The sequence below is a fragment of the Kineosporiaceae bacterium genome, from assembly GCA_016713225.1.
GTDB lineage: Bacteria > Actinomycetota > Actinomycetes > Actinomycetales > Kineosporiaceae > JADJPO01.
Genome location: JADJPO010000002.1, coordinates 815,228 through 838,421, shown reverse-complemented (window position 1 = coordinate 838,421; position 23,194 = coordinate 815,228). Strand labels below are relative to the sequence as shown.

Below are 23,194 nucleotides of genomic sequence, written 5' to 3'. Positions count from 1 at the left end.
CGTGCATCCTGCCATCGCTACGGTGGCGGCGTGCAGCGTGAGAGTGCCTTCGATGTGATCGTGGTCGGTGGTGGGCACAACGGATTGGTGGCCGCCGGGCTGCTGGCGCGCGAGGGACTGTCGGTGTGCGTCTGTGAGGCGCGCGACATCGTGGGCGGCGCCGCGGTGAGCGAGCACCCCTTCGGGCCGGACTACACGGTGACCTCGCTGTCGTACGTGGTTTCGCTGCTGCCGCCCTCGCTGGTCTCGGCGTTGCAGCTCGAGCGGCACGGCTATCACGTCTTCCCGCAGGGTCCCTACGTGGCGCCGCGCCGCGACGGGCGCGCGCTGATCCTGTGGGACGACCCGCGTCGGCGGGCCGAGGCGATCGCCGCCTTCCACCCCGCGGACGCCGAGGCGTACGAACGCTGGGAACGCGACATGGGTCGCCTCGGCGCACTGCTGGGGCCGCTGCTGGGCGACATCCCCCCGGCCCTGGGCTCGCGGCGTCCGGGCGATCTGGCGCGGCAGGCGTGGCTGCTGCGCCGACTGGCGGGTATCGACACCCGCGCCGCGGTCGACCTGGCCCGGCTGGCGTCGTCCTCGATCGCCGACCTGGTCGAGCCGCGATTCGTCTCGGACGCCCTGCGCGGCGTGCTGTCGGTCTCTGGGGTGATCGGCACCTGGGCCGGCCCGCGCAGTCCGGGCACCGGGTACGTGATGCTCCACCACCATCTCGGCGGCGTCGAGGACGGCACCACCACGCCGCAGCACCAGACCCCTTCCGGCACCTGGGGTTTCCCGCGGGGCGGCATGGGCGGGGTGACCTCCGCACTGGCCGCCGCCGCGCGCTCGTTCGGTGCGCAGCTGCGCACCTCCAGCCCCGTCGCCCGGATCGAGGTGACCGACACCGGCGCCGGCCCACGTACCAGCGGGGTGATGCTCGACGACGGCACCCGGCTCACCGCACCCGTGGTGGTGACCACCGCTCACCCCCAGATCTCGTTCCTGCGGCTGGTCGACCGGGCGCACCTGCCGGCCGACTTCGTGGCCGACATCGAGGGTTGGCACTCGCGCAGCGGCACGGTGAAGGTGAACCTGGCCGTCGATCGACTGCCGACGTTCACCGCCCACCCCGAGTTCGATCCCCGGGTGTACGGCGGCACCATCGTGCTGGCCGAGAGCCTGGACGACGTCGAGGGCGCCTTCACCGATGCCGTCGCCGGCCGTGCCGCGCGGCTGCCGTTCGCCGATGTCTGCATTCCGTCGGTGCTCGACGACTCGTTGGCGCCGCCCGGTCAGCACGTGGTCTCGATGTTCACCCAGTGGGTGCCGCACACCTGGGCGGGGGCTGACGATCCCGCGGCCCACGAGGACGAGCTGGCGACCTACGCCGACCGCGTGGTGGCCCGAATGGACGCCGTGGCACCGGGTTTCGCCGACTCGGTGCTGCACCGCCAGGTGATCGGCCCTTGGCAGATGGAGCACGACTACCACCTGATCGGCGGCAACATCTTTCACGGCGAACTCACCGTCGGGCAGATGTTCCACGCCCGGCCGGCCGCCGGGTACGCCGACCTGCGCACCCCGGTGCGCGGGCTCTATCAGGCCGGGTCGGGAACCCACGGCGGCGGCGGGGTGACCGGTATCCCGGGGCGCAACGTCGTCCGGCAGATCCTGGCCGACCGGCGGCGGGAGCGGTGGCGCCGACGGCTGGGCCGGTCATGATGAGCCGGACCGACCGGTTCGAGCTGGTTCGGCTCAGTGCCACGGACGCCGGCGAGCTGCTCACCGTGCAGCGCAGCGCCTATGCCGATCAAGCCCGGCTGCACCAGGACCCGAACCTGCCACCGCTGACCCAGACCCTGCCGCAGGTGCTCGCCGAACTCGTCTCACCCGAGGTGGTGGCACTGGGCCTGCGCACCGCCGGTCGACTGGTCGCCGCCGTGCGGTTACGCACCCCGCCGGGCGCGCCGGAGGCGCTGCTCAGCCGGCTGGTCGTCGTCCCCGACCAGCAGGGTACCGGGCTCGGCACCCGCCTGTTGATCGCCGTGGAATCCGTTGCGCCCCAGCAGGTTCAACGCATCCTGCTGTTCACCGGCGAGCACAGCGCTACCAACCTGACGCTGTACACCCGCCACGGATACGTCGAGACCCATCGCACCGACGCCGGTGCCCCACCCCCCGCGCCGCCCTACCAGTTGGTGCACTTGGCCAAAACCCTGGGACGTGAACCGCGGTAACCCTTCGCCTGGCGTCCCCCACACCGTGCACGAATTGCATGAGCTCTCGGGGGGGGGGGGGGGGGGGGGGGGGGGGGGGGCCCCCCCCCGCGCCCCCGCCCCCCGCGGCGGGGGGCGCGGGGGGGGGGGGGGGCCCGGGGGGGGGCGGGCCGGGCCGGGGCCGGGGGGGGGGGGGGGGGCCCCGGGGGGCCCCCGCGCGGGCCGGGGCCGGGGGGGCGGCCCCCGGGGGGCGGCGCCGGGGCGGGGGCGGCCCCCCCCGGCCCGGGGGGGGCCCGGGGGGGCGGGGGGCCCCCGGGCCCGGGGCCCCCGGGGGGGCCCCCCCCGGGGGGGCCCCCCCCCCGGGCGGGCCGGCCCCGGCCGCCCCCCCCCCCCCGGCCCGGGCCCCCCCGCCCCCCCCCCCCCCCCCCCCCCCCCCGGCCGGGCGGCCCGCGGGCCCCCCCCCCGGGCCCGCCCCCCGGCCCCGGCCCCCCCGGCCCCCCCCCCCCGGCCGCGCCCCGGCCCCCCCCCCCGGGCCCCCCCCCCCCCCCCCCCCCCCCCCCCCCGCCCCCCCCCCCGCCGGCCGGCGGGGGGGGCCCGGCCCCCGCCCCCGGGCCCCGGGGGGGGCCGCGGGGCCCCCCCCGCCCCCGGGCCCGCCCGCCCCCCCCCCCCCCCCCCCCCCCCCCCCCCGCCCCGCGCCGGCCGCCCCCCCCCCCCCCCGCCCCCCCCCGGCGGGCCGCCCCCCCCCGCCCCCCCGGGCCGCCCGCCCCCCCCCCCCCGCCGCCGGCCCCCCCCCCCCGGCCCCCCCCGGCCCCCCGCGCCCCCCCCCGCGGCCCCCCCCCCGGCCCGGGCCCCCCGCCCCCCCGGGCCCCCCCGCCCCCCCCCCCCCCCCCCCCCCCCCCCCCCCCCCCCCCCCCCCCCCCCCCCCCCCCCCCCCCCCCCCCCCCCCCCCCCCCCCGCCGCCCCCCCCCCCCCCCCCCCCCCCCCCCCCCCCCCCCCCCCCCCCCCCCCCCCCCCCCCCCCCCCCCCCCCCCCCCCCCCCCCCCCCCCCCCCCCCCCCCCCCCCCCCCCCCCCCCCCCCCCCCCCCCCCCCCCCCCCCCCCCCCCCCCCCCCCCCCCCCCCCCCCCCCCCCCCCCCCCCCCCCCCCCCCCCCCCCCCCGCCCCCCCCCGCCCCCCCCCCCCCCCCCCCCCCCCCCCCCCCCCGCCCGCCCCCGCCCCCCCCCCCCCCCCCCCCCCCCCCCCCCCCCCCCCCCCCCCCCCCCCCCCCCCCCCCCCCCCCCCCCCCCCCCCCCCCCCCCCCCTCCCCCCACCAAGGTCAGAGCAGGCGACGGACGGCAGCGACGGCGCCGTGCAGGTAGCGGGTGATCAGAGCGCGCTCGGCCTCGTCGAGAACGGCGTCGAGCCGGGCGAGCTCGACGAACATCGGCATCAGGTACCCGAGCACCTCCTCGCGGCCCGAGGTGGTGATCACCACCTGAGTGCGGCGGCCATCCGTGGCGTGCGCCTGTCGACTGACGTGACCGCGCGCCTCCAGGCGATCGACGATGCCCGAGCCCGCCGCCGAGGTGACCCCGAGCTCGCGGGACAGGTCCACCGGGCCGAGCGGGTGCGGGTGCTCCATGAGCACTTCGAGGGCAGCCAGTTCCGAATGGCTCAGCTGGGCGCGGCGCGCCACGGCGGGCCCGACCTTCGCCCCCAGTTCCAGCAACTCGCGCAATGCGGTCAGCGACGAACTGTGCAGTCCGCCTGCCGCCACGAAGGCCTGATTCGACCCCTCGGCCACGCTGTCCCCGCTTGCCGGTGCCGGTGAGTCCGACCTAGGATCGCTCATCATGTGAGTGACCTCCTTAGCAACTTGCTGGTCACATCGTGACACACCGCCTGTGAACCTACCGAGGGATCGAGGGTCGACCGTGAGGATGACCACCGCACACATCCACCGCCGTCGTTCGTGGTGGGTGGCGCTGATCATGATCGTCATCGGCCTGGGCGCCATCGCCGGGCTGGGTGAGGCCGAACGCTCGCCCTCGCCCACCGACAACCGCCCGGTGGCCGCCGACAGCACGACGGCCCTCGAACTCCAGGGGACGCTGCCCCAGGGCGAGGGGTCGACCGCGATCGTGCTGTTCACGGCCGAGTCCGGCCGCCTGGCACCAGCGGCGGTCACCGAACTCACCCAGCAGATCACGGCTCGCCTGGCGACCTCGGCCGGCACCGGCACCGCGAGTGGCGGGAACGGCGGTGCCGCCGGCGGCCCGCCGCCGGTGACCGTGAGCCAGGACGGCACCGCGGCCCTCGCCGTCCTGCCGGTCTCGGGCACCGATGCCACCGAGAACATCGAGGTCATCAAGACCTTGCGCGCCGAACTGCGCGCCCAGGCCCCCGACGGGGTGAGCGTTCAGGTCACCGGACCGGCCGCCATCCAGGCCGACCTCGGTGCGGTGTTCGACGGCGCCGATGTGAACCTGCTGATCGCCACGGCCTCCGTGGTCGCCATCCTGCTGCTGATCACCTACCGCAGTCCCACGCTGTGGCTGATCCCGCTGATCGTGGTCGGGATCGCCGACCGGCTGGCCGCGGTGGCCGCGACCCACGTGCTGAAGACCTTCGACGTTGCCTGGGACGAGTCCACGATCGGCATCCTCTCGGTGCTGGTCTTCGGCGCCGGCACCGACTATGCCCTGCTGCTGATCTCGCGTTATCGCGACGAGCTACGCCTGACGCCGGACCGCTATGTCGCCATGACCGCTGCCGTGCGCCGGGCCGGCGAGGCCATCCTGTCCAGCGCGGTGACCGTGGTCCTGGGTGTGCTCACGCTGCTGTTGTCGGTCTTCCCCTCCACCCGCGGCCTCGGCCTGTCCAGCGCCGTGGGCATCGTCGTGGCCGCCGGCTTCGCGTTGATCGTGCTGCCGTGCGTGCTGGTGCTGTTCGGCCGCTGGGTGTTCTGGCCGCTGGTGCCCCACGTGGGCCAGGCCCAGCTCGTCGACACCCGCTCGGTGTGGCGCCGGGTCGGTGATCAGGTCGCCGCCCGGCCGCGCACCTTCGTCGCCGTCACCCTGGTGGTCTTGGCGGGCATGTCCCTGGGGCTCACCCAGGTCCGCACCGGGCTCTCGTTGTCGGACCAGTTCCTGCGCACCCCCGAGGCCATCACCGCCGCCGAGCGGCTCGGGCAGTCCTTCCCGGCCGGGAGCTCCGACCCCACCGTGGTGATCACCAAGAGCGACCCGAAGCAGGTGCTCGCCGCGGTCGAGGACGTGCCCGGGGTGGCCTCGGCCCGCACCTCGGTCACCGCCGGTGGCATCTCGCAGGTGGACGTCGTGCTGACCGCCGCCCCCGGCAGCGACGCCGCCGAGCAGTCGGTGCGTGACCTGCGCACCGCGCTGGCCGCCGTCCCCGAGAGCTACGTCGGCGGCACCGAGGCCGCGTCGCTCGACGAAGCCGCGGGGAACAGCCGCGACCGATTGGTGATCTTCCCGGTGATCCTGGCCCTGGTGGTCGGCGCACTGCTGGTGCTGCTGCGCTCGGTCACCGCCTCGGTGATCCTCGTGCTCACCGTGGTGGCCACGTACCTGGCCGCGCTGGGCGCCTCGTGGTGGCTGTTCACCGGGGTGTTCGGGTTCGAGGCCCTGGACGGCGGGGCACCGCTGACCACGTTCCTGTTCCTGGTCGCCCTCGGTGTGGACTACAACATCTTCCTGGTGACCCGGGCGCAGGAGGAGGCCGTCGCCCACGGATCCCGGGCGGGCATGCTGCGTGCCCTCACCGCGACCGGCGGGGTGATCACCAGTGCCGGCATCCTGCTCGCCGCCGTGTTCGCCGTCCTCGGGGTGCTGCCCCTGGTCGTGCTGGCCCAGATCGGCGTGATCATCTGCGTCGGTGTCCTGCTCGACACCCTGGTGGTACGCACCGTGTTGGTGCCGGCCATCGCCGTCGTGCTCGGCGACCGGTTCTGGTGGCCGCGTCGCCTCGCGGCACCGGCCACAGCGCTCGGTGGGCAGCCGGCAACCCCGGTGGGGTCAGACCCGCGGTGAGCCCAGCTGCGCCGCACGATCGGGCCGGGTAGCCACCTCGCGGGGGCGGTCGTAGGGCTGGCCGCCCCCGTGGTCCGTCGGCGCGGGCCGGGGGCGAACCAACGCGTCCAACTGGGCCAGCAGATGCTCGCGCGCCGCCAGAGTGGTCTGCAGCCCGGCGAGGCGGCAGACGTCGGTCACCCGCAGCAGGGCGACCAGGGCGCGCGCGGCGAGGTGGGCGTCGATGTCCGCCGGCAGGTGTCCGGACAGCACACCGTCCTCGACAGCGGCCTGGAACACCGCGATCTGATCCTGCAGCACGAACTCCAGCAGTGCCGCGAGCTCGGGGTGATCGGTGGCCTTGCTCGGGATCTCGCAGAAGGCGCGACGGATGCTCGGGAGCGGGTCGGCGACGTCCTGCAGCACCAACGCCACGAGCCGCTGGTAGGGATGCGGTATCGACGCAGCGATCGCTGCGCGCTCGGAGGCCGACTCCCGGGCGATCTGCCCCAGGGTGAGGACGGCGAGCTGGAACGAGTCCGGGAAGTAGTACAGAACCGAGGCCGGGCTCACCCCCGCTTCGGCCGCTATCTCACGGACGCGCAGGCCGACCAGCCCGTCACGCTCCAGTACGCGCTGTGTGGCAGCGAGCAATTGGGCACGACGGGGTTCTTGGCGTCTGGGACGCCCCATTGCCCTTCGCCTCCGCTTCGTGCAGGGCCGAACACGGACCGGATATTTAAGGAAACCCTAACCTGCTAACCCCGCGCCGCGACGGCGATTGCCGTGACCGCCAGTTGCAACAGGGCCAGCGGCACCAGCAGGCCCCACGCCAGACGCTGTAACTGATCGGCTCGCATCCGCGGCCAGGACACCCGCAGCCAGATCACGACCACGGCCACCGCGAACATCTTCAGCAGCATCCACACCGGGCCCAGCACCCCGTCGAAGGGGCCCCGCCACCCGCCCAGGAAGAGCACCGCGGTGAGCCCGCCGAGGAGCACGATCCCGGCGTACTCGGCCAGCAGGAACAGGGCGAACCGCAACCCGCCGTACTCGGTGTAGGGGCCGGCGACGATCTCCGAGTCGGCCACCGGGATGTCGAACGGTGGCCGCTGCAGTTCCGCCAGGCCCGCCACCACGAAGACGAAGCCCGCCGGCGCCTGCCACAGCAGCCACCAGGGGTGCCAGGCCTGGGCGATCGTCACCAGGTTCAGGGAGCCGGCGGCCAGCGCCACGCTGGCGGCGGCCAGCACCATGGGCAGCTCGTAGGCCAACAGCTGAGCAGCCGAACGCATCGCTCCGAGCAGGCCGTACTTGTTCGCACTGGACCACCCGGCCATCAGGGTGCCCAGCACCCCGACCGCGCTCGCGGCGAGCACGAACAGCAGCCCGGAGTCCAGATCGGCGGCCACCAGGGAGGGCGACAGCGGAATGGCGGCCAGGGCCACCAGGTACGGCACCAGGGCGACCGCGGGGGCGAGCCGGAACACCGCACGATCGGCGGCGGCGGGGACGATCGCCTCCTTCTGGGCGAACTTGACGCCGTCGGCGACGAGTTGCGCCCAGCCGTGGAACCCGCCGGCGTACATCGGGCCGAGCCGGCCCTGCATGTGTGCCATCACCTTGTGCTCGGCCTGACCCACGAGCAGGGGGAGCACCAGGAACGCGGCCACCACGCAGCCCGCTCGGACCAGCACCTCGACCAGGTCGTTCATCGGCCTGCCTCGTGCGGACCCCACACCGCCGGATCGGGCACGCCCGGAGGCCGCGTCGCGCGCCGGCTGGGCGCACCGCCCTCGCTCTCGCCCGGCTCCTTGGCGCCGGGCCAGGCCTTGCTCACCCGGGCGGCCAGGACGAAGGACTTGCGCAGCGGCGTCCCCTCGAAGCCGTCGGGCAGCAGCAGCGGTCGCAGACCCAGCGGGCTGCCGGCACCGGGATTGCCGGGTCCACCTGGTCCGCCTGATCCGCCCGAGCCAGGTGCCAGCTGACCGTCGACGAAGTCGTCGAAGACGACGCCGAACATCTCGAAGGTCTCACGCTCGTGCCAGGCCACCCCGGCCCACAGCCCGGTCAGTGAGGGCAGGCGGGGCGCCGCGGCGTCCACCCGGGTGCGCAGCAGCAGCCGTCGGGTGATCGCCCGGGAGTCGGCGACGTGGAGCACGATGTCGATCCCCGCCGGGTCGGCGTCCGGCTCGTCGACCGCCGACAGCCAGTCGAGAAAGTCGAGTTCCAGGACGCCGCGCGCCAGGTCGGCCGCCTCCACCCAGCGCTCGACCGGCACCTGGACGACGGGCGTGCCCGCACCGTCCAGCGTCACGGCCACCTCGGTGCCCAGGCCGGTGCCGAACACGTCCTGGACGGCGGCGGTCCGCAACGTGGTCATCGCGGCCGGTCCGAGGTCGACGCATCCGGCGCCTCGCGGGTCACCAGGGGGCGGGTGGCTGCGGTGGCGCTGATCGGCCGGCGAGAATGCGCCCGAGCCGCGTAGCGCTCGCTCAGGTTCTCGGCGGCGATCTTCTCCTGCAGCTTGATGATCCCTTGCAGCAGAGCCTCGGGCCGAGGTGGGCAACCGGGGACGAACACGTCCACCGGGATGATCTGCTCGACCCCCTTGGTGACGCAGTAGGAGTCCCAGTAGGGGCCGCCGGAATTGGAGCAGGCGCCGAAGCTGATCACGTACTTCGGTTCCGCCATCTGCTGGTAGAGCCGCCGGACGGCGGGCGCCATCTTGTCGGTGACCGTGCCACTGATCACCATCAGATCGGCCTGGCGAGGTCCGTGCGCGAACGGGATCACCCCGAGCCGGATGAAGTCGTGCCGGGCCATACTGCCGGCGATGAACTCGATGGCACAGCAGGCCAGGCCGAAGTTGAACACCCACAGGCTGTAGCGACGCCCCCAGTTGAGGACCAACCGCAACGGGTGTGGCGCGACCGCCTGGATCGGGCCGAGCGAGGGTCGGTAGAGCGCGGTGGTGTTCGTCGGGCCGGGGGGGCCGGCTGCCCCGGATGCGCTCACGGAGTCCACCGCAGGGCGCCACGGCGCCAGGCGTGCAGCAGGCCCACCGCGAGGATGCCGAGGAAGATCCCCATCTCGACCACCCCGGTCCACCCGAGGTCGGCGAGCACCACGGCCCACGGGAACAGGTAGACCGCGTCCACCGCGAACACCACGTAGAGGAAGGCGTACAGGTAGTAGCGGACCTGGGTTTGTGACCAGCCGCGGCCGACCGGGTCGACGCCGCTCTCGTACGTGGTGAGTTTCTCGACCGTGGGGGCGGAGGGCCGCAACAGGCGGTTGGCCATCATGCCGACGGCGAAGAACAGCACGCCACCGGCGGCCACCGCGCCGACCACCACCCACGAGGACCCACCGGTCATGGCACGACTGTAGTAGGCCGTCCCGGGCCGTCCAGGCAACGATCGGGACACGGGCCGCAGCGCTGTCGGTGGTGCCCAGTAACCTGCGGGCGTCCCGCCCGCTCTCTCGGAGGCTGTCCGTCATGCGCACGACCCGTTCGTTCCTCGTCCTGATGGCCGGTGTCGCTCTGGGCGTCACCGCCTGCGCCCCGCAGGACTCCGGCTCCACGTCGGCGTCCCCGGCGGCCTCCGGCGCCTCCACCAGCGCCAGTGCCTGCTCCAAGGAGACTCTGAAGCTGCACACCGCCGGCAAGCTGACCATCGGCACCGACAAGCCCGCCTACACGCCGTGGTTCGTCGACGACACCCCGAGCAACGGCAAGGGCTTCGAGTCGGCCGTGGCGTACGCCGTCGCCGACAAACTGGGTTTCGCCGCCACCGACGTCACCTGGACCGTGGCCAGCTTCAACAGCGTGATCGCCCCCGGTGCGAAGGCCTTCGACTTCGACATCAACCAGATCTCGATCACCGATGAGCGCAAGAAGAACATCGACTTCTCCACCGGGTACTACGACGTGACCCAGGCCGTGGTGACGGTCAAGGGCAGCAAGGCCGCGGCCGTCAAGACCGTGGCCGAGCTGAAGGGCCTGAAGCTGGGCGCGCAGACCGGCACCACGAGCTTCAAGGCGATCACCGAGGTCATCGCGCCGTCGGGCAAGCCGTCGGTCTTCAACTCCAACGACGACGCGAAGCTGGCCCTCGCCAACGGGCAGATCGACGCCCTGGTCGTCGACCTGCCGACCGGCCTGTTCCTGTCGGCCGTGGGCACCAAGGACGGCGGCATCGACAACGGGCTGTTGGTCGGCCAGCTGCCGAACTCGGGCTCGGCCACCGAGCAGTTCGGCCTGGCGCTCGACAAGGGCAGCCCGCTGACCAGCTGCGTGAGCCAGGCGGTCGACGCGCTGCGTGCCGACGGCACCCTGAAGAAGCTCGAGGCTCAGTGGCTGACCACCACGGCGGGCGCCCCGGTGCTGGGCTGAACCTGACGTGCCCGGTTCGACCTGGACCCCCTCGGCCCGGCAACGGGAGCGGGAGCGCTACTGGCGCTCCCGCACCCGGAGGTCGTGGCTGATCGCGCTGGCGAGCAGCGTCGTCCTGGTGGTGCTGCTCGGGTTCGGGATCGTCAACTCCCCGGGGTGGCCGCGGATCCAGGCGACGTTCTTCGACCCGCAGGTGGCGCTCGACTCGCTGCCCGACGTGATGGCCGGCATGTGGCTCAACGTGCGGGTCTGGCTGGCCGGCAGCGTGCTGATGATGGTCTTCGGGCTGATCATCGCCATCCTGCGGACGCTGCGCGGCCCGGTGTTCTGGCCGGTCCGGGCGTTGGCCACGGGCTACGTCGACCTGTTCCGCGGCATGCCGGTGATCATCGTGCTGTTCGTCATCGGGTTCGGCCTGCCGGGTTTGCGGCTGCAGGGCATCCCGACCGGCCCGGGCATCCTCGGCACCGTCGCGCTCACCCTGACCTACTCGGCCTACGTCGCCGAGGTCCTGCGCGCCGGGATCGAGTCGATCCACCCCAGCCAACGTGCGGCCGCCCGGTCGCTGGGGCTCAGCACCACCCAGACGCTGCGCCACGTCGTGCTGCCCCAGGCGGTACGACGCGTGGTGCCGCCGTTGCTCAACGACGTGATCAGCCTGCAGAAGGACGCCGGGCTGATCTCGGTGCTCGGTGCCCTCGACGCGCTGCGGTATGCCCAGATCGCCACCGCCGACGAGGCCAGCTTCACCCCGTATCTGGTGGCCGGGCTGCTCTTCGTGGCGATCTCGGTGCCGCTGACCCGCATCACCGATGCCCTGGCCCGGCGCCAGGGCTACACCTTTCAAGGAGGTCGACTGTGAGCGATCAGCCGACTCCCTCGACGACCGAACCCGCCGCCGCGGCGCCGCTGCTGTGCGCCCGCGGCGTCCGCAAGGCCTTCGGTCGCAACCTGGTGCTGAACGGCCTCGACCTGGACGTCGCGCCGCACGAGGTCGTCGTCCTGATCGGCGCCTCGGGGTCGGGCAAGTCGACCCTGCTGCGCTGCGTCGACCTGCTGGAGGAGGTCGACGACGGGGTGATCGAGCTGGAGGGTCGCGAGATCACCGACCCCCGGATCGACTCCGACGCCGTGCGTGCCCGGATGGGCATCGTGTTCCAGTCGTTCAACCTGTTCCCACACCTGTCCGTGCTCGACAACATCACGCTCGCGCCGACCCGGGTTCACGGCGTGCCGCTCGCCGAGGCGCGGACCCGCGCGATGGCGATGCTGGAGCGGGTCGACCTGGCCGACAAGGCCGCCGCGCACCCGGACGAGCTGTCCGGCGGACAGCAGCAACGCGTGGCGATCGCCCGGGCGCTGGTCAACGACCCCGTGCTGATGTTGTTCGACGAGGTCACCTCGGCCCTCGACCCGGAGCTGGTCGGGGAGGTGCTGACGCTGATCAGCGAGCTGAAGGCGGAGGGCATGACCATGGTGGTGGCCACCCACGAGATGGGCTTCGCCCGCGAGGTGGCCGACCGGGTGTGCTTCCTGCATGCCGGACACGTGCACGAGCAGGGAAGTGCGGCACAGGTGATGGGCGATCCTCAGCAGGAGCGCACTCAGCAGTTCCTGAGCCGGATCGTGGCAGCACATCGCTGGTGATTGTGACCAAGTCGACGGATGAACTGGCCCCGCGGAACGTTTCATGGAGTAGACGCCTACGATCGGGAGCGTCGCCACGCTTTCCGCACCACGGCAGAGCCGCACTCCAGCGCAGACAGGATCTGACCCCACGATGACCAAGACCATTGAACGCGTCGCTCGCGTGATCATCCGTTTCGCCGGTGACTCCGGCGACGGCATGCAACTCACCGGCGACCGGTTCACGGCCGAGACCGCTGCCCTGGGGAACGACCTGGCCACCCTGCCCAACTTCCCGGCGGAGATCCGCGCGCCGCAGGGCACCCTGCCGGGCGTGTCCAGCTTCCAGCTGCACTTCGCCGATCACGATGTGCTCACCCCGGGCGATGCCCCCGACGTGCTGGTGGCCATGAACCCGGCCGCGTTGCAGGCCAATCTGCGTGACCTGCCCCGGGCGGCGACGATCATCGTCAACTCCGACGACTTCACCAAGCGCAACCTGACCAAGGTCGGCTATGCCGTCAACCCCTTGGAGGACGGCAGCCTCGACTCGTTCAGCGTTCACTCGCTGCCCTTGACATCGATGACGGTCAAGGCACTGGAGTCGTTCGCGCTGACCCGTAAGGAGGCCGAGCGTGCCAAGAACATGTTCGCCCTCGGTCTGCTCTCGTGGCTCTACCATCGGCCCACCGAGGGCACCGAACGGTTCCTGACCGGCAAGTTCGGCGCCACGCCGGAACTGTTGGCCGCCAATCTGGCCGCCTTCCGGGCCGGGTGGGCCTACGGCGAGACCACCGAGGTGTTCGCGGTCCGGTACGAGGTGGGGCCTGCTCCCGCCGCGGCCGGCCGCTACCGCAACATCACCGGCAACACCGCCCTGGCCTACGGGCTGGCCACCGCCGCGCACCGCGCACGGTTGCCGTTGGTGCTCGGCTCGTACCCGATCACCCCGGCCTCCGACATCCTGCACGTGCTGGCCCGGCTGAAGCGGTTCGGCGTGACCACGATCCAGGCCGAGGACGAGATCGCCGGCGTCGGCGCAGCCCTCGGCGCGGCCTACGGCGGGGCGGTCGGGGTCACCACGACCTCCGGCCCCGGACTGGCGCTCAAGAGCGAGACCATCGGCCTGGCCGTCTCGCTCGAGCTACCGCTGATCATCGTCGACGTGCAGCGCGGCGGCCCCTCGACGGGGTTGCCCACCAAGACCGAGCAGGCCGACCTGCTGCAGGCGATGTTCGGGCGCAACGGCGAGGCCCCGGTTCCGGTGATCGCGCCCCGCTCGCCGGCGGACTGCTTCAACGCCGCCATCGAGGCGGTACGCGTCGCCACCACCTACCGCACCCCCGTGCTGTTGCTGTCCGACGGCTACCTGGCCAACGGCTCCGAACCGTGGCTGATCCCGGCGATCGAGGACCTGCCCGACCTGCAGGTCGAGTTCGCCACCGCTCCCAACGCCCAGTCCGGCGACGGCACCCCGGTGTTCCGGCCCTACGACCGCGACCCCGACACCCTGGCCCGGCCCTGGGTCCGTCCCGGCACGCCGGGTCTGGCGCATCGGATCGGCGGCATCGAGAAGGCCGACGGCACCGGCGACATCTCCTACGACCCCGACAACCACGACCTGATGACCCGGCTGCGTCAGGCCAAGGTGGACGGCGTCGAGGTGGCGCCGCTCGAGGTCGACGACCCGGACGGCGCGGCCGACGTCCTGGTCATCGGGTGGGGGTCGACCTACGGACCGATCGCCGCGGGAGCGACGCTGGCGCGCGAGAGCGGCGTCAGCGTGGCCACCGCGCACCTGCGCCACCTCAACCCGTTCCCGTCCAACACCGGTGACGTGCTGCGCCGCTACCGGCGGGTACTGGTGCCGGAGATGAACCTCGGCCAGCTCGCCCTGCTGCTGCGCGCCCGGTACCTGGTGGACGCCGTGGGGTACAACCGGGTGCGCGGCCTGCCCTTCACCTCGGCGGAGATCGCCGACGCCATCGTCAAGCTCGCCCAGGAGGGCGCACTGTGAGCACCCAGAACGGCACCGCCACCGTCCCGGCCACCCGCCCGGGCACGCTCCCGGGGACTCCGGTGAAGCTCACCAAGAAGGACTTCACCTCCGACTCCGAGGTGCGCTGGTGCCCCGGGTGTGGCGACTACGCGATCCTCGCCGCGGTGCAGTCCTTCCTGCCCGAACTGAACGTGCCGCGCGAGAACATCGCGTTCGTCAGCGGCATCGGCTGCTCGTCGCGGTTCCCCTACTACCTCGACACCTACGGCATGCACTCGATCCACGGCCGGGCGCCGGCGATCGCCACCGGGCTGGCGGTCTCGCGGCCCGACCTGTCGGTGTGGGTGGTGACCGGCGACGGTGATGCCCTCTCGATCGGCGGCAACCACCTGATCCACGCCATGCGGCGCAACGTGAACCTCACCATCCTGTTGTTCAACAACCAGATCTACGGCCTCACCAAGGGGCAGTACTCCCCCACCTCGCAGCCCGGTTCGGTGACCAAGTCGACGCCGTTGGGATCGGTCGACACCCCGTTCAACCCGGTCTCGTTGGCCCTGGGCGCCGAGGCCACCTTCGTCGCCCGCACGCTGGACTCCGACCGCAAGCACCTGACGTCGGTGCTGCGCGAGGCCGCCCTGCACCGGGGCACCTCGTTGGTGGAGATCTACCAGAACTGCCCGATCTTCCACGACGGCGCCTTCGACGTGCTCAAGGACGCCGACGAGTCGGCGAACCGGCTGATCCGCCTCGAGCACGGCCAACCGATCCGGTTCGGCCCTCCGGCAGAGGACGGCCTCGGCTCGCTGGGCGTCGTCCGGGGTGCCGGGTGCGGACTGTCGGTGGTGAACGTGGCCGAGGCAGGCACCGACGGGCTGCTGGTGCACGATGCCCACGCCGACGACCCGTCGGTGGCGTTCGCCCTGTCGCGGCTGGACGAACCGACGCTGCGCCACGTGCCCGTCGGGGTGTTCCGCTCGGTGGAGCGGCCGGCCTACGACGATGCGGTGCGGGCGCAGGTGAACGGCGCCGTCCAGACTGCCGGCGGCCCGGCGACGGACGACGACTGGTACGCGCTGCTGGCCGGCAAGGACACCTGGACGGTCGACTGAGCCGCGCTGGTCCGTCAACGGATCCGTCGGCTCAGACCGACGGGCCGGCCCCCGGGAACGCTCCGGCGTCCACCACGCCCAACACGGAGACCACGGTGGCGATCGCCTGGTCGAGCTGCGCGGTGGTGTGATCGCTGGACAGGAAGAACCGCAGCCGCGCCTCGCCGTCCGGCACCGCGGGATAGAGGATCGGGTTCGCATTGATCCCCTGGGCGGCCAGGGCCACGGCACACGCCATGGCCCGCTGTGAGGACCCCAGCATGATCGGGATGATGGGGGTGCCCCGCGACGGCCCGGTGTCCAGTCCGGCTTCGTGCGCCGCCGCGAGGAAGTAGGCGCTGTTGGCCCGCAGCCGGGCCAATCGCTCGGGTTCGGATTGGACCAGCTGGATCGCGGTCAACGCCGAGGCTGCGGTGGCCGGGGTCAGACCCGCCGCGTACAGGCTCATGCCGGGCGCGGACATCCGGCAGGCCTGGATGAACTCGTGGCTGCCCGCGACGTATCCGCCGTGGCTGGCCAGCGCCTTGGACAGGGTGCCCATCCAGATGTCCACGGCGTCGGGGGCCAAGCCGAAGTGCTCACGTACGCCCAGCCCGGTCTGGCCCAGGATCGCGAACGAGTGCGCCTCGTCGACCATGACCAGGGCCTCGTGCCGACGGCACACCTCGATCAGATCCGGCAGCGCACCGATGTCGCCGTCCATGCTGTAGACGCCCTCGAGGATCACCAAGGCGGTACCGAAATGGGGTCGCACCCGCGCCAGCAGCACGTCGAGGGCCACCGGATCGTTGTGCTTGAACTGCATCCGGCGGCTGTGCGACCACAGGGTCCCGGCGACGATGCTGTTGTGCACCAACGCATCACAGATCGCCACGTCGCCCTCACCGAGGACGAAGGAGATCACCGAGGCGTTGGTCAGGAATCCGCTGCCGACCGTCGTGGCGTCCTGGACGCCGAGGCTCTCGGCGATCGTGCGCTCCAGCTCGTCGTGCAAGCCGATGTTGCCCGAGACGATGCGGGTCGCCCCGCTGGTGGTGCCGTACCGGTCGATCGCGTCGTGGGAGGCGGCCAGCATCGCTGGATGGTCGGCCAGCCCCAGGTAGTTGTAGCTGGAGAAGTTGACCAGCTGCTGGCCGTCCAGGGTGATGGTCGCCCCGTTGACCCCCTCGTGCGAGCGGTAGTACGGACTGTGCAGGCCGACCGCCCCGACCCCGGCCGCCAAGGCGGCGTCCCGGTCGAGAGACTGGCGCACCTGGGGTAGGTCCTCCAGCCGATTGATCCGGCGCAGGCCCGACGATGTCGCAACCGACGGTGCCGAGGCGATCTCGGCGGAACCGGTCGACAGACGGGCCAGCAACGCGGCGGCCGTGGCCCGGGACTGCTCGCTCATGCGATTCCCATCCGGTCGAGCAACCGCGTGGCCAGACTGGTCACACCGCCGCCGCGGGTGAACTCCAATGCCGAGATCTCGAGATCGAGGGAGGTCGCGATCCGGGCCGACAACTCCACGGCCATCAGCGAGTCCAGCCCCAGTTCGGGCAGCGGGGTCTGCACGTCGACCGTGTCCGGTGGCACCCCGAGGACGGCGGCGATCTGCTCGCACAGCACGTAGCCGAAGACCTCGGTGCGTTGGTCGGCGGGCAACGCCGCCAATTCGGTGCGCAGTGCCCCGGCGGCGGACTCACCGGTGCCGGCGGACCGGACCAGTTCGTCATAGCGCAGCGTGGCCGCACTCGCCGGATGGGTCTGCCCCCAGCGAGCCCAGTCGAGACCGGCGACCGCCACCTGCACCGCGTCGAGCCCCAGGATCACCTCGAGGTACTCGCACGCCCGGTCCATGCCGAACGAGCGCAGCCCGAGCAGGGCGAGGTAACGGCTGACCTCGTCGGACGCCTCGGCCATACCCCCGCCCTCGAGTGCGCCCCAGTTCACCGCGACGCCCGGCAGACCCGCGGCACGACGTTGCCAGGCCAGGGTGTCCAGCACGGCGTTGGCTGCGGCGTACGCCGATTGCGGCACCGTGCCGGCCAGCGAGGTGACCGAGGAGTAGAGCACGAAGTGGTCGAGCTGCACCCCGGCCCGGTGCACCGCACGGTGCAGGTTCAGCGCACCGATCGCCTTGGGCTCCACCACCTCTCGAAGCGCTCCGAGGGTGAGGTCGGGGTAGGGCTCGTCGCGGATCACGCCCGCGGTGTGGAACACCCCTCGCAACGGGGCAGGCCCGGTGGCGAGCCGATCGATCAGCTGCTGGACGGCAAGCGGATCGGCCACATCGAGCCGCTCCTGCCGGATGTCCACCCCGGCCGCCCCGAGCACCGCCAGGGCCTGTTTCTGGGTGGCGGTGGTGGCCCCGCTGCGTCCGGCCAACACCAGGTGCCGAGCCCCCTTCCCGGCCAGCCAGCGTGCGGTCGCCAGGCCGAAGGCCCCGAAGCCACCGGTGATCAGATAGCGGGCGTCGGGGTCCACGAACACCTCGGGCGCCGGTGGCCGCACCGGCGGGGTCTCGGTCAGGTCGAGCACCATCCGGCCCACGTGCTCCGAACGCATCACCGCGGCGAGCGCCTCACCGGCCCGCGCGGCCGGTACCAGGTGCCCGGGCAGCGCGGCGTACGACCCGTCGTCGACTCGACGGGTGAGCTCGCCGAGGATCTCGCGGACCCGCTCGGGTCGTACCTTCGTCATCCGATCGAGGTCCATCGAGATGAAGCTGAGGTTCTTCTCGAAGGGCTTCAACGAGATCGCCCGGCCGGTGAACACCTCGGACTTGCCGACCTCGACGACTCGGCCGAACTCGGCCGCGACGTCGAGGTTGGCAGCCACGAACTCACCCGGGGCAGAACTGATCACGACGTCCACGCCGCGACCACCGGTGAGCCGGTGGACCTCCTCGACGAAGGACAGCGATCGGGAGTCGAGGACGTCGTCGGCCCCGTGCGCCAGGACGGCTGCCCGACGCTCTGGTGTGCCTGCGGTCGCGATCACCCGGGCACCGGCTGCCTTGGCGATCAGGGTGGCGGCCATGCCGACCCCACCGGCGGCGCCGTGCACGAGCACCGTCTCGCCCGGCTGGACACGCGCGGCGTCGTGGACGCAGAAGAAGGCCGTCATCAACGGGACGCCGGACCCGAAGTCCGCCGCCGTCCAGGACTTCGGCGCCGCGGCGTACACCAGCTCGGCCAGCGGCACGGTGAGGTAGCGCCGCGCCATACCCGCAGCACCGAACATCAGCACATCGCCGACCGCGACACCGTGCACCCCCGACCCGATCCGCTCGACCACCCCCATGCCGTGCATGCCGATCCCCATGCCGAAGTACGTCCCGGCCAGGTCGGTCTCACCCAGCATGCCCAGGGCCTTGAGGGCGTCCTTGTAGTTCAGTTCCAGGGCATCGATCCGCAGTTCGATCTCGCCGGCCTCCGGGGCACGCCGGCCCACCTGCCGCCAGCCCAGCTCGTCGAGCAGGTGGGACGACGGCACCTCGAGCGCGAAGTTCACCTCACGCCGCGCAGCGACGCCGGCCGGTCCGGCCGGGCCGGCAGTGTCGAGCCTGGTGCGGCGGGCGGCCAGGGTGCGTTGCACCTGTTGCCCCAGCCGCACCCCGTCGGCCCGCAGCACCACCTCGTCGATCTGGGGGGAATCCCCACGGCCCGAGGCGATCTCACGCAGCACCTCGGCGGTGCTGATGCTCCCGTCGAGGTCGATCAACCGCCAGTGCTGCGCCGGCTGCTCGTTGCGCAGCACCCGACGCGCACCGACCAGGGTGGCTCCGACCAGATCGCCGTCCCGGTCGCCCTGCACCATGACCGCGCCCCGCGTGAGGACCACGCCCTGCAGGTCCGGCACGGGTGATCCGGAGGCCGCGGCCTCGTCGAGGACGACCTGAACCGCCCGGGCCAGACCCGCGAGGGCAGCCGGGGCGGCGGTGAGCTCTCGCGTCGTCGCGTCGTCGACCTCGTCGCAGGTGCCGACGGCCGACAGCGCGATCACCGCGGGTCCGGTGGCAACCTCGGTGAGTTGGCGCAGCGCGGGGAGCACCGCATCGCGGACGTCGTCCGGGTGCGTATGGCGCTCCGGGTCGACCACGATCACCCGGCCGTCGGCGGCGAAGGCCAACCGGTCGGCCCAGTACTTGGCACCCTTGTCCAGAGCGAGCACGAGCAGCGCCGGGGTCACGGCCGCGGCAGCGGGCAGCTCCGGCAGCGGCACCTGGATCGGCTCGTACCAGAGGCCATCGAGCTCGGCCAGCGCGGACGGGCGCGGCGCGATCGGGCGGAACTGCACCCGAGCAAGCTCCATCACGACCTCACCGGCCGGCTCGGCGAGCACGATGTCGGCGACCAGGTCGGCCTCACCGGGCAGCGGCACCAGCCGGGTGACCCTGGCCTCGACGAGCGGCGGGACGGCGCGGAACTGGCGCACCCGGGCCACCGCCGCGGGAACCATCGCCTGCCGGTCGCCGTCCCCGACGGCCACCCACGAGGCGACACACTGCAACGCTGCATCCAGGACGCCGGGATGGACCTGGTGGCGACGGCCGTCGGCGAGCTCGGCATCGATCAGCGCGACCACCTGGTCCTGGCTGACCCGCGCCTCGACGATCCGGCGGAACTGCGGGCCGTAGGTCAGACCCGCCTGGTCGAGCAGGCGGTACAACTCCTCACCGGGGATGACCATCACCTCGGTGCCCTCGGGTGTCGAGCCGGTCGCGACCGGCACCGTGACCGGGACGGCGTCCCCGTCGACGATGCGACCGCGGGCGTGCATCGTCCAGGCCGTGCCATCGGCGGCGCGGGATCGCACGGTGAACCGGTTGGTGTCGCCGTCCACGCTGGTCCGCACCACCGGCGCCTCGTGGTCGCCGATCACCAGCGGGCTGACGAACCGGACGTCGCTGAGCATCGAGGTCGCGCGCCCGGTGAGCTCGCGGGCGGCCGACAGCGCGGCGTCCAGATAGGCGGCGCCGGGCAGCAGCCGCATACCGGCGACCACGTGGTCGTCGATCCACGGCAACGCGGCCACGCTGACCCCGATCTCCCACTCCGCGGCCGTGGCATCGGTGCGTTCGCCGGGAAGGGCCAACCGTTCGGGGTCGGGACGCAACTCACGGTCGACCCGCTCGTCGACCACCCAGAGGTCGACCCGCTGGAACTCGTGCGTCGGAAGGGGTTGCTGGCGAACGGGTCCCAGCAGGCCATCCGGTGGGTTCGCGGTCGACAACGCCCCCACCGAGTAGAGCTCGGCCAGCGTGGTGCGCACGCTCTCGACGTCGTCCCGGGTGCGGTTGAGCGTCGAGAACACGGCACCGGTCTCCCCGCGGCGCAGCAGGACCTCGCGGATGTTGCCGGACAGCACCGGGTGCGGGCCGACCTCGAGGAAGACCCGGTGGCCGTCCTCGATGAGGGCGCCGACGGCGTCGGCGAAACGCACCGAACGGCGCACATTGTCAGCCCAGTACCGCGGACCCCAGCCGTCCGAGTCGGCATCGACCCGTGCCCCGGTCACCGTGGAGTAGAGCGGCAGGGTGGGGCCGGCCGGGTTCAGCACCGCGAGCTCGGAACGCAACTCGGACAGGATCGGGTCCATCAGGTGCGAGTGGTAGGGAACCTCCACCCGCAGCGCCCGGGCGAACACCCCCTCGGCGGCCAGCTCCTGTTCCAGCTGTGCCAGCGGCGCGCTGTCACCGGCCAGGGTCACCCCGGTCGGGCTGTTCACCGCGGCGATCTCGACCCCGTCGAGGTCGCGGATGCGTGCCGCGGCCACGTCCTCGGCCAACCCGACGGCGAGCATGCCGCCGGTGCCGGCCTGCCGGGCCTGCAGCCGGCCCCGGTGATAGGAGACCGTGACGGCCTCACGCAGGCTGAGCATGCCGGACAGGTACGCCGCGCTCACCTCGCCGACGCTGTGCCCCACGATGGCGGACGGCTGCACACCGAACTCGGCCAACTGGGCCGCCAGGGCCACCTGCACCAGGAAGTTGCCGGCCTGGGCGATCGGGGTCGAGGTGACCTGGGACTGCTCCTCGGGCCGGAGCAGTTCGGTGATCAGCGAGTAGCCGGACAACTCGGTGAAGATCGCGTCGACCTTCTCGGCGGTGGCCCGGAACGTGCCCTCGGTGGTGAGCAGCGTGCGTGCCATGCCCCACCACTGCGGCCCCATGCCGGACAGGACGAACACCGGACCCGCGCCGTCCTGCAGGGTTCGCTGCGCGGCACGCTGAGCGCCGGCCGCGATCGCCCGGAGCTGGCCGAGCAGATCCTCGGCGTCGCGATAGGCGACCCCGGCGCGCACCGGCTGGTGCGCCCGGCGAACCCAGATCGCATCGGCCAGGGCATCCGCCGCGGCGGTCGACGGGTCGGCCACGATGATCTCGTCCAGCCTCGTCGCCACTGCGGCGGCGAAGGCACTCACCCCGGCCTCGTTGCGGCCGGACAACGGGAACACGCGCGCCATCGGCGATCGATCCCGTTGCAGCAGAGCATATGTGGACGGCGCAGCGTCGTCCCGGTCGCCGGCCACCAGCACCACGTGCGCATTCGTTCCGCCGTACCCGAAACCGTTGACCGAGGCCGCGGGCACGTCGTACCCCTCGGGGAACGGCTCGGCGGTCGCGGCCACCTGCAGCCCGTGCTCGGCGAACGGGATCGCCGGGTTCAGCTCCTGGAGCCAGCCCTGAGGGGCGATCTGACGGTGGAACAGGGTCAGCGCCGCCTTGATCACACTGGTGACCCCGGCCGCCGCCTCGAGGTGCCCGACCGAGGCCTTGATCGAACCCACGCGCACCGGTTCACGACGCCCCGGCGCCGTGCCGAGGGTCTGCCCGATCGCCGCCATCTCCAACGGGTCGCCGACCGCGGTGCCGGTGCCGTGGGCCTCGACGAAGCCGATCTGAGCGGGGTCGATCCCCGCCCGGGCGGTGACCTCACGGATCAGATCGGCCTGGGCCTGCGGGTTGGGCACCGTGATGCCCGTGGTCCGGCCGTCCTGATTCGACCCGGTCGCCTTCACGACGGCGTACACCCGGTCGCGGTCCTTGCGCGCAGCATCGAGCGGGCGCAGCACCAGGACGCCGGCACCCTCGCCCCGGGCGTACCCGTCGGCCGAGGCGTCGAAGGTCTTGCAGCGCCCGTCGGGGGCGAGGAAGCGACCTTTGCACATGGCCACGAAGGTCTCGGGGGTGAGCATCGCGTTGACCCCGCCGACGATCGCCATCTCGATCTCGCCGCGACTCAGGGCCGAGACGGCCTCGTGCAGCGCCACCAACGACGAGGAGCACGCCGTGTCGATCGTCATGCTCGGGCCGCGCAGGTCGAACACGAACGAGACCCGGTTCGACAGCATGGTGTACGTGCCACTGGTGGCGGTGTGACTGTTGATCGCCGCCCGGGCAGAACCGCTGTGGCGCAACATCTGGTTGTCCATGGTGAAGCCGCCGATGTACACGCCCACCGGCCGGCCCGCGACGGTACCCGCGTGACCCGCGTCGTCCAGGGCCTCGTGGGCCACCTCGAGCAACAGGCGCTGCTGCGGGTCCATGATCGAGGCTTCACGAGCGGAGATCCCGAAGAACTCGGGGTCGAACCGCTTGTAGTCGTCGGTGAGGAAACCCCCTCGGCGCGTGTACATCCGGCCCGGCACCTCGGGATCGGGGTCGTAGTACTTCTCCAGGCTCCAGCGATCCGGCGGGATGTCGACGATGCCGTCGCCCTTGTCGAGCAGGAAGCGCCACAGTTCCTGTGGTCCGTGCACCCCACCCGGAAGCCGGCAGCCGATCCCGACGATGGCCGCATCGACCATGAATTCCCACCCCTTGTGCCGTGAACGATCACTGGCGTGCCGAGGCATTTCT

Annotated in this window: 16 protein-coding genes; 8 read left to right on the top strand and 8 right to left on the bottom strand. The window is 72.6% G+C overall.

Annotation, left to right across the window (positions count from 1 at the left end):
• Positions 1–30 precede the first annotated feature (30 nt).
• Together IPK24_09730 and IPK24_09725 are read left to right on the top strand one after the other, a co-directional pair.
• On the top strand, positions 31–1,707 hold the full coding sequence (locus tag IPK24_09730; GenBank protein MBK8075831.1) for an NAD(P)/FAD-dependent oxidoreductase: 1,677 nt from the start codon (positions 31–33) through the stop codon (positions 1,705–1,707).
• On the top strand, positions 1,707–2,222 hold the full coding sequence (locus IPK24_09725) for a GNAT family N-acetyltransferase (GenBank protein ID MBK8075830.1): 516 nt from the start codon (positions 1,707–1,709) through the stop codon (positions 2,220–2,222). The genes IPK24_09730 and IPK24_09725 overlap by 1 nt, the downstream gene beginning before the upstream one ends.
• 1,292 nt (positions 2,223–3,514) lie before the next feature.
• On the opposite strand, the gene IPK24_09720 is transcribed toward IPK24_09725, so the two are convergent.
• The gene (locus IPK24_09720) at positions 3,515–4,030 is read right to left on the bottom strand and encodes a winged helix-turn-helix transcriptional regulator (protein ID MBK8075829.1); all 516 of its coding nucleotides are present in this window, start codon (positions 4,028–4,030) and stop codon (positions 3,515–3,517) included.
• An 88-nt stretch (positions 4,031–4,118) separates the two neighbouring features.
• Here IPK24_09720 and IPK24_09715 point away from each other — a divergent pair, with 88 nt between their 5' ends.
• Positions 4,119–6,230: an MMPL family transporter gene (locus tag IPK24_09715; GenBank protein MBK8075828.1), complete on the top strand. Its 2,112-nt coding sequence runs from the start codon at positions 4,119–4,121 to the stop codon at positions 6,228–6,230.
• On the opposite strand, the gene IPK24_09710 is transcribed toward IPK24_09715, so the two are convergent.
• The 5 genes from IPK24_09710 to IPK24_09690 all read right to left on the bottom strand — a co-directional run bounded on the left by IPK24_09710 (position 6,216) and on the right by IPK24_09690 (position 9,592).
• Positions 6,216–6,863 (bottom strand): TetR/AcrR family transcriptional regulator, encoded by a 648-nt coding sequence (locus IPK24_09710; protein ID MBK8075827.1) that lies wholly within the window; start codon positions 6,861–6,863, stop codon positions 6,216–6,218. The genes IPK24_09715 and IPK24_09710 overlap by 15 nt on opposite strands.
• A gap of 104 nt (positions 6,864–6,967) precedes the next feature.
• Positions 6,968–7,927 carry an NADH-quinone oxidoreductase subunit NuoH gene (nuoH, locus tag IPK24_09705; protein MBK8075826.1) on the bottom strand — a complete coding sequence of 320 codons (960 nt, stop codon included), beginning with the start codon at positions 7,925–7,927 and terminating at the stop codon, positions 6,968–6,970.
• A complete protein-coding gene (locus IPK24_09700) occupies positions 7,924–8,595 on the bottom strand; it encodes an NADH-quinone oxidoreductase subunit C (protein ID MBK8075825.1) in 672 nt (223 codons plus the stop codon). The genes nuoH and IPK24_09700 overlap by 4 nt, the downstream gene beginning before the upstream one ends.
• Positions 8,592–9,230: an NADH-quinone oxidoreductase subunit B gene (locus IPK24_09695; protein MBK8075824.1), complete on the bottom strand. Its 639-nt coding sequence runs from the start codon at positions 9,228–9,230 to the stop codon at positions 8,592–8,594. The genes IPK24_09700 and IPK24_09695 overlap by 4 nt, the downstream gene beginning before the upstream one ends.
• A complete protein-coding gene (locus tag IPK24_09690) occupies positions 9,227–9,592 on the bottom strand; it encodes an NADH-quinone oxidoreductase subunit A (protein ID MBK8075823.1) in 366 nt (121 codons plus the stop codon). The genes IPK24_09695 and IPK24_09690 overlap by 4 nt, the downstream gene beginning before the upstream one ends.
• Before the next feature lie 122 nt (positions 9,593–9,714).
• On the opposite strand from IPK24_09690, the gene IPK24_09685 reads away from it, so the two are divergent.
• From IPK24_09685 to IPK24_09665, 5 genes are all read left to right on the top strand, one after another.
• Positions 9,715–10,611 (top strand): amino acid ABC transporter substrate-binding protein, encoded by an 897-nt coding sequence (locus IPK24_09685; GenBank protein ID MBK8075822.1) that lies wholly within the window; start codon positions 9,715–9,717, stop codon positions 10,609–10,611.
• A 7-nt stretch (positions 10,612–10,618) separates the two neighbouring features.
• Positions 10,619–11,473: an amino acid ABC transporter permease gene (locus tag IPK24_09680; GenBank protein MBK8075821.1), complete on the top strand. Its 855-nt coding sequence runs from the start codon at positions 10,619–10,621 to the stop codon at positions 11,471–11,473.
• Positions 11,470–12,258 carry an amino acid ABC transporter ATP-binding protein gene (locus IPK24_09675; protein MBK8075820.1) on the top strand — a complete coding sequence of 263 codons (789 nt, stop codon included), beginning with the start codon at positions 11,470–11,472 and terminating at the stop codon, positions 12,256–12,258. The genes IPK24_09680 and IPK24_09675 overlap by 4 nt, the downstream gene beginning before the upstream one ends.
• A 133-nt stretch (positions 12,259–12,391) precedes the next feature.
• A complete protein-coding gene (locus tag IPK24_09670; GenBank protein MBK8075819.1) occupies positions 12,392–14,254 on the top strand; it encodes a 2-oxoacid:acceptor oxidoreductase subunit alpha in 1,863 nt (620 codons plus the stop codon).
• Positions 14,251–15,348, top strand: a complete 1,098-nt coding sequence (locus IPK24_09665; protein MBK8075818.1) for a 2-oxoacid:ferredoxin oxidoreductase subunit beta — start codon at positions 14,251–14,253, stop codon at positions 15,346–15,348. Before IPK24_09670 ends, IPK24_09665 begins: the two co-directional genes overlap by 4 nt.
• A gap of 31 nt (positions 15,349–15,379) precedes the next feature.
• Here the strand turns inward: IPK24_09665 and IPK24_09660 are convergent, their stop codons facing one another.
• Both IPK24_09660 and IPK24_09655 read right to left on the bottom strand, forming a co-directional pair.
• Positions 15,380–16,738, bottom strand: coding sequence for an aminotransferase class I/II-fold pyridoxal phosphate-dependent enzyme (locus tag IPK24_09660; GenBank protein MBK8075817.1), 1,359 nt, complete (start codon positions 16,736–16,738; stop codon positions 15,380–15,382).
• The gene (locus IPK24_09655; protein ID MBK8075816.1) at positions 16,735–23,142 is read right to left on the bottom strand and encodes an SDR family NAD(P)-dependent oxidoreductase; all 6,408 of its coding nucleotides are present in this window, start codon (positions 23,140–23,142) and stop codon (positions 16,735–16,737) included. The genes IPK24_09660 and IPK24_09655 overlap by 4 nt, the downstream gene beginning before the upstream one ends.
• Between the last annotated feature and the right edge of the window lie 52 nt (positions 23,143–23,194).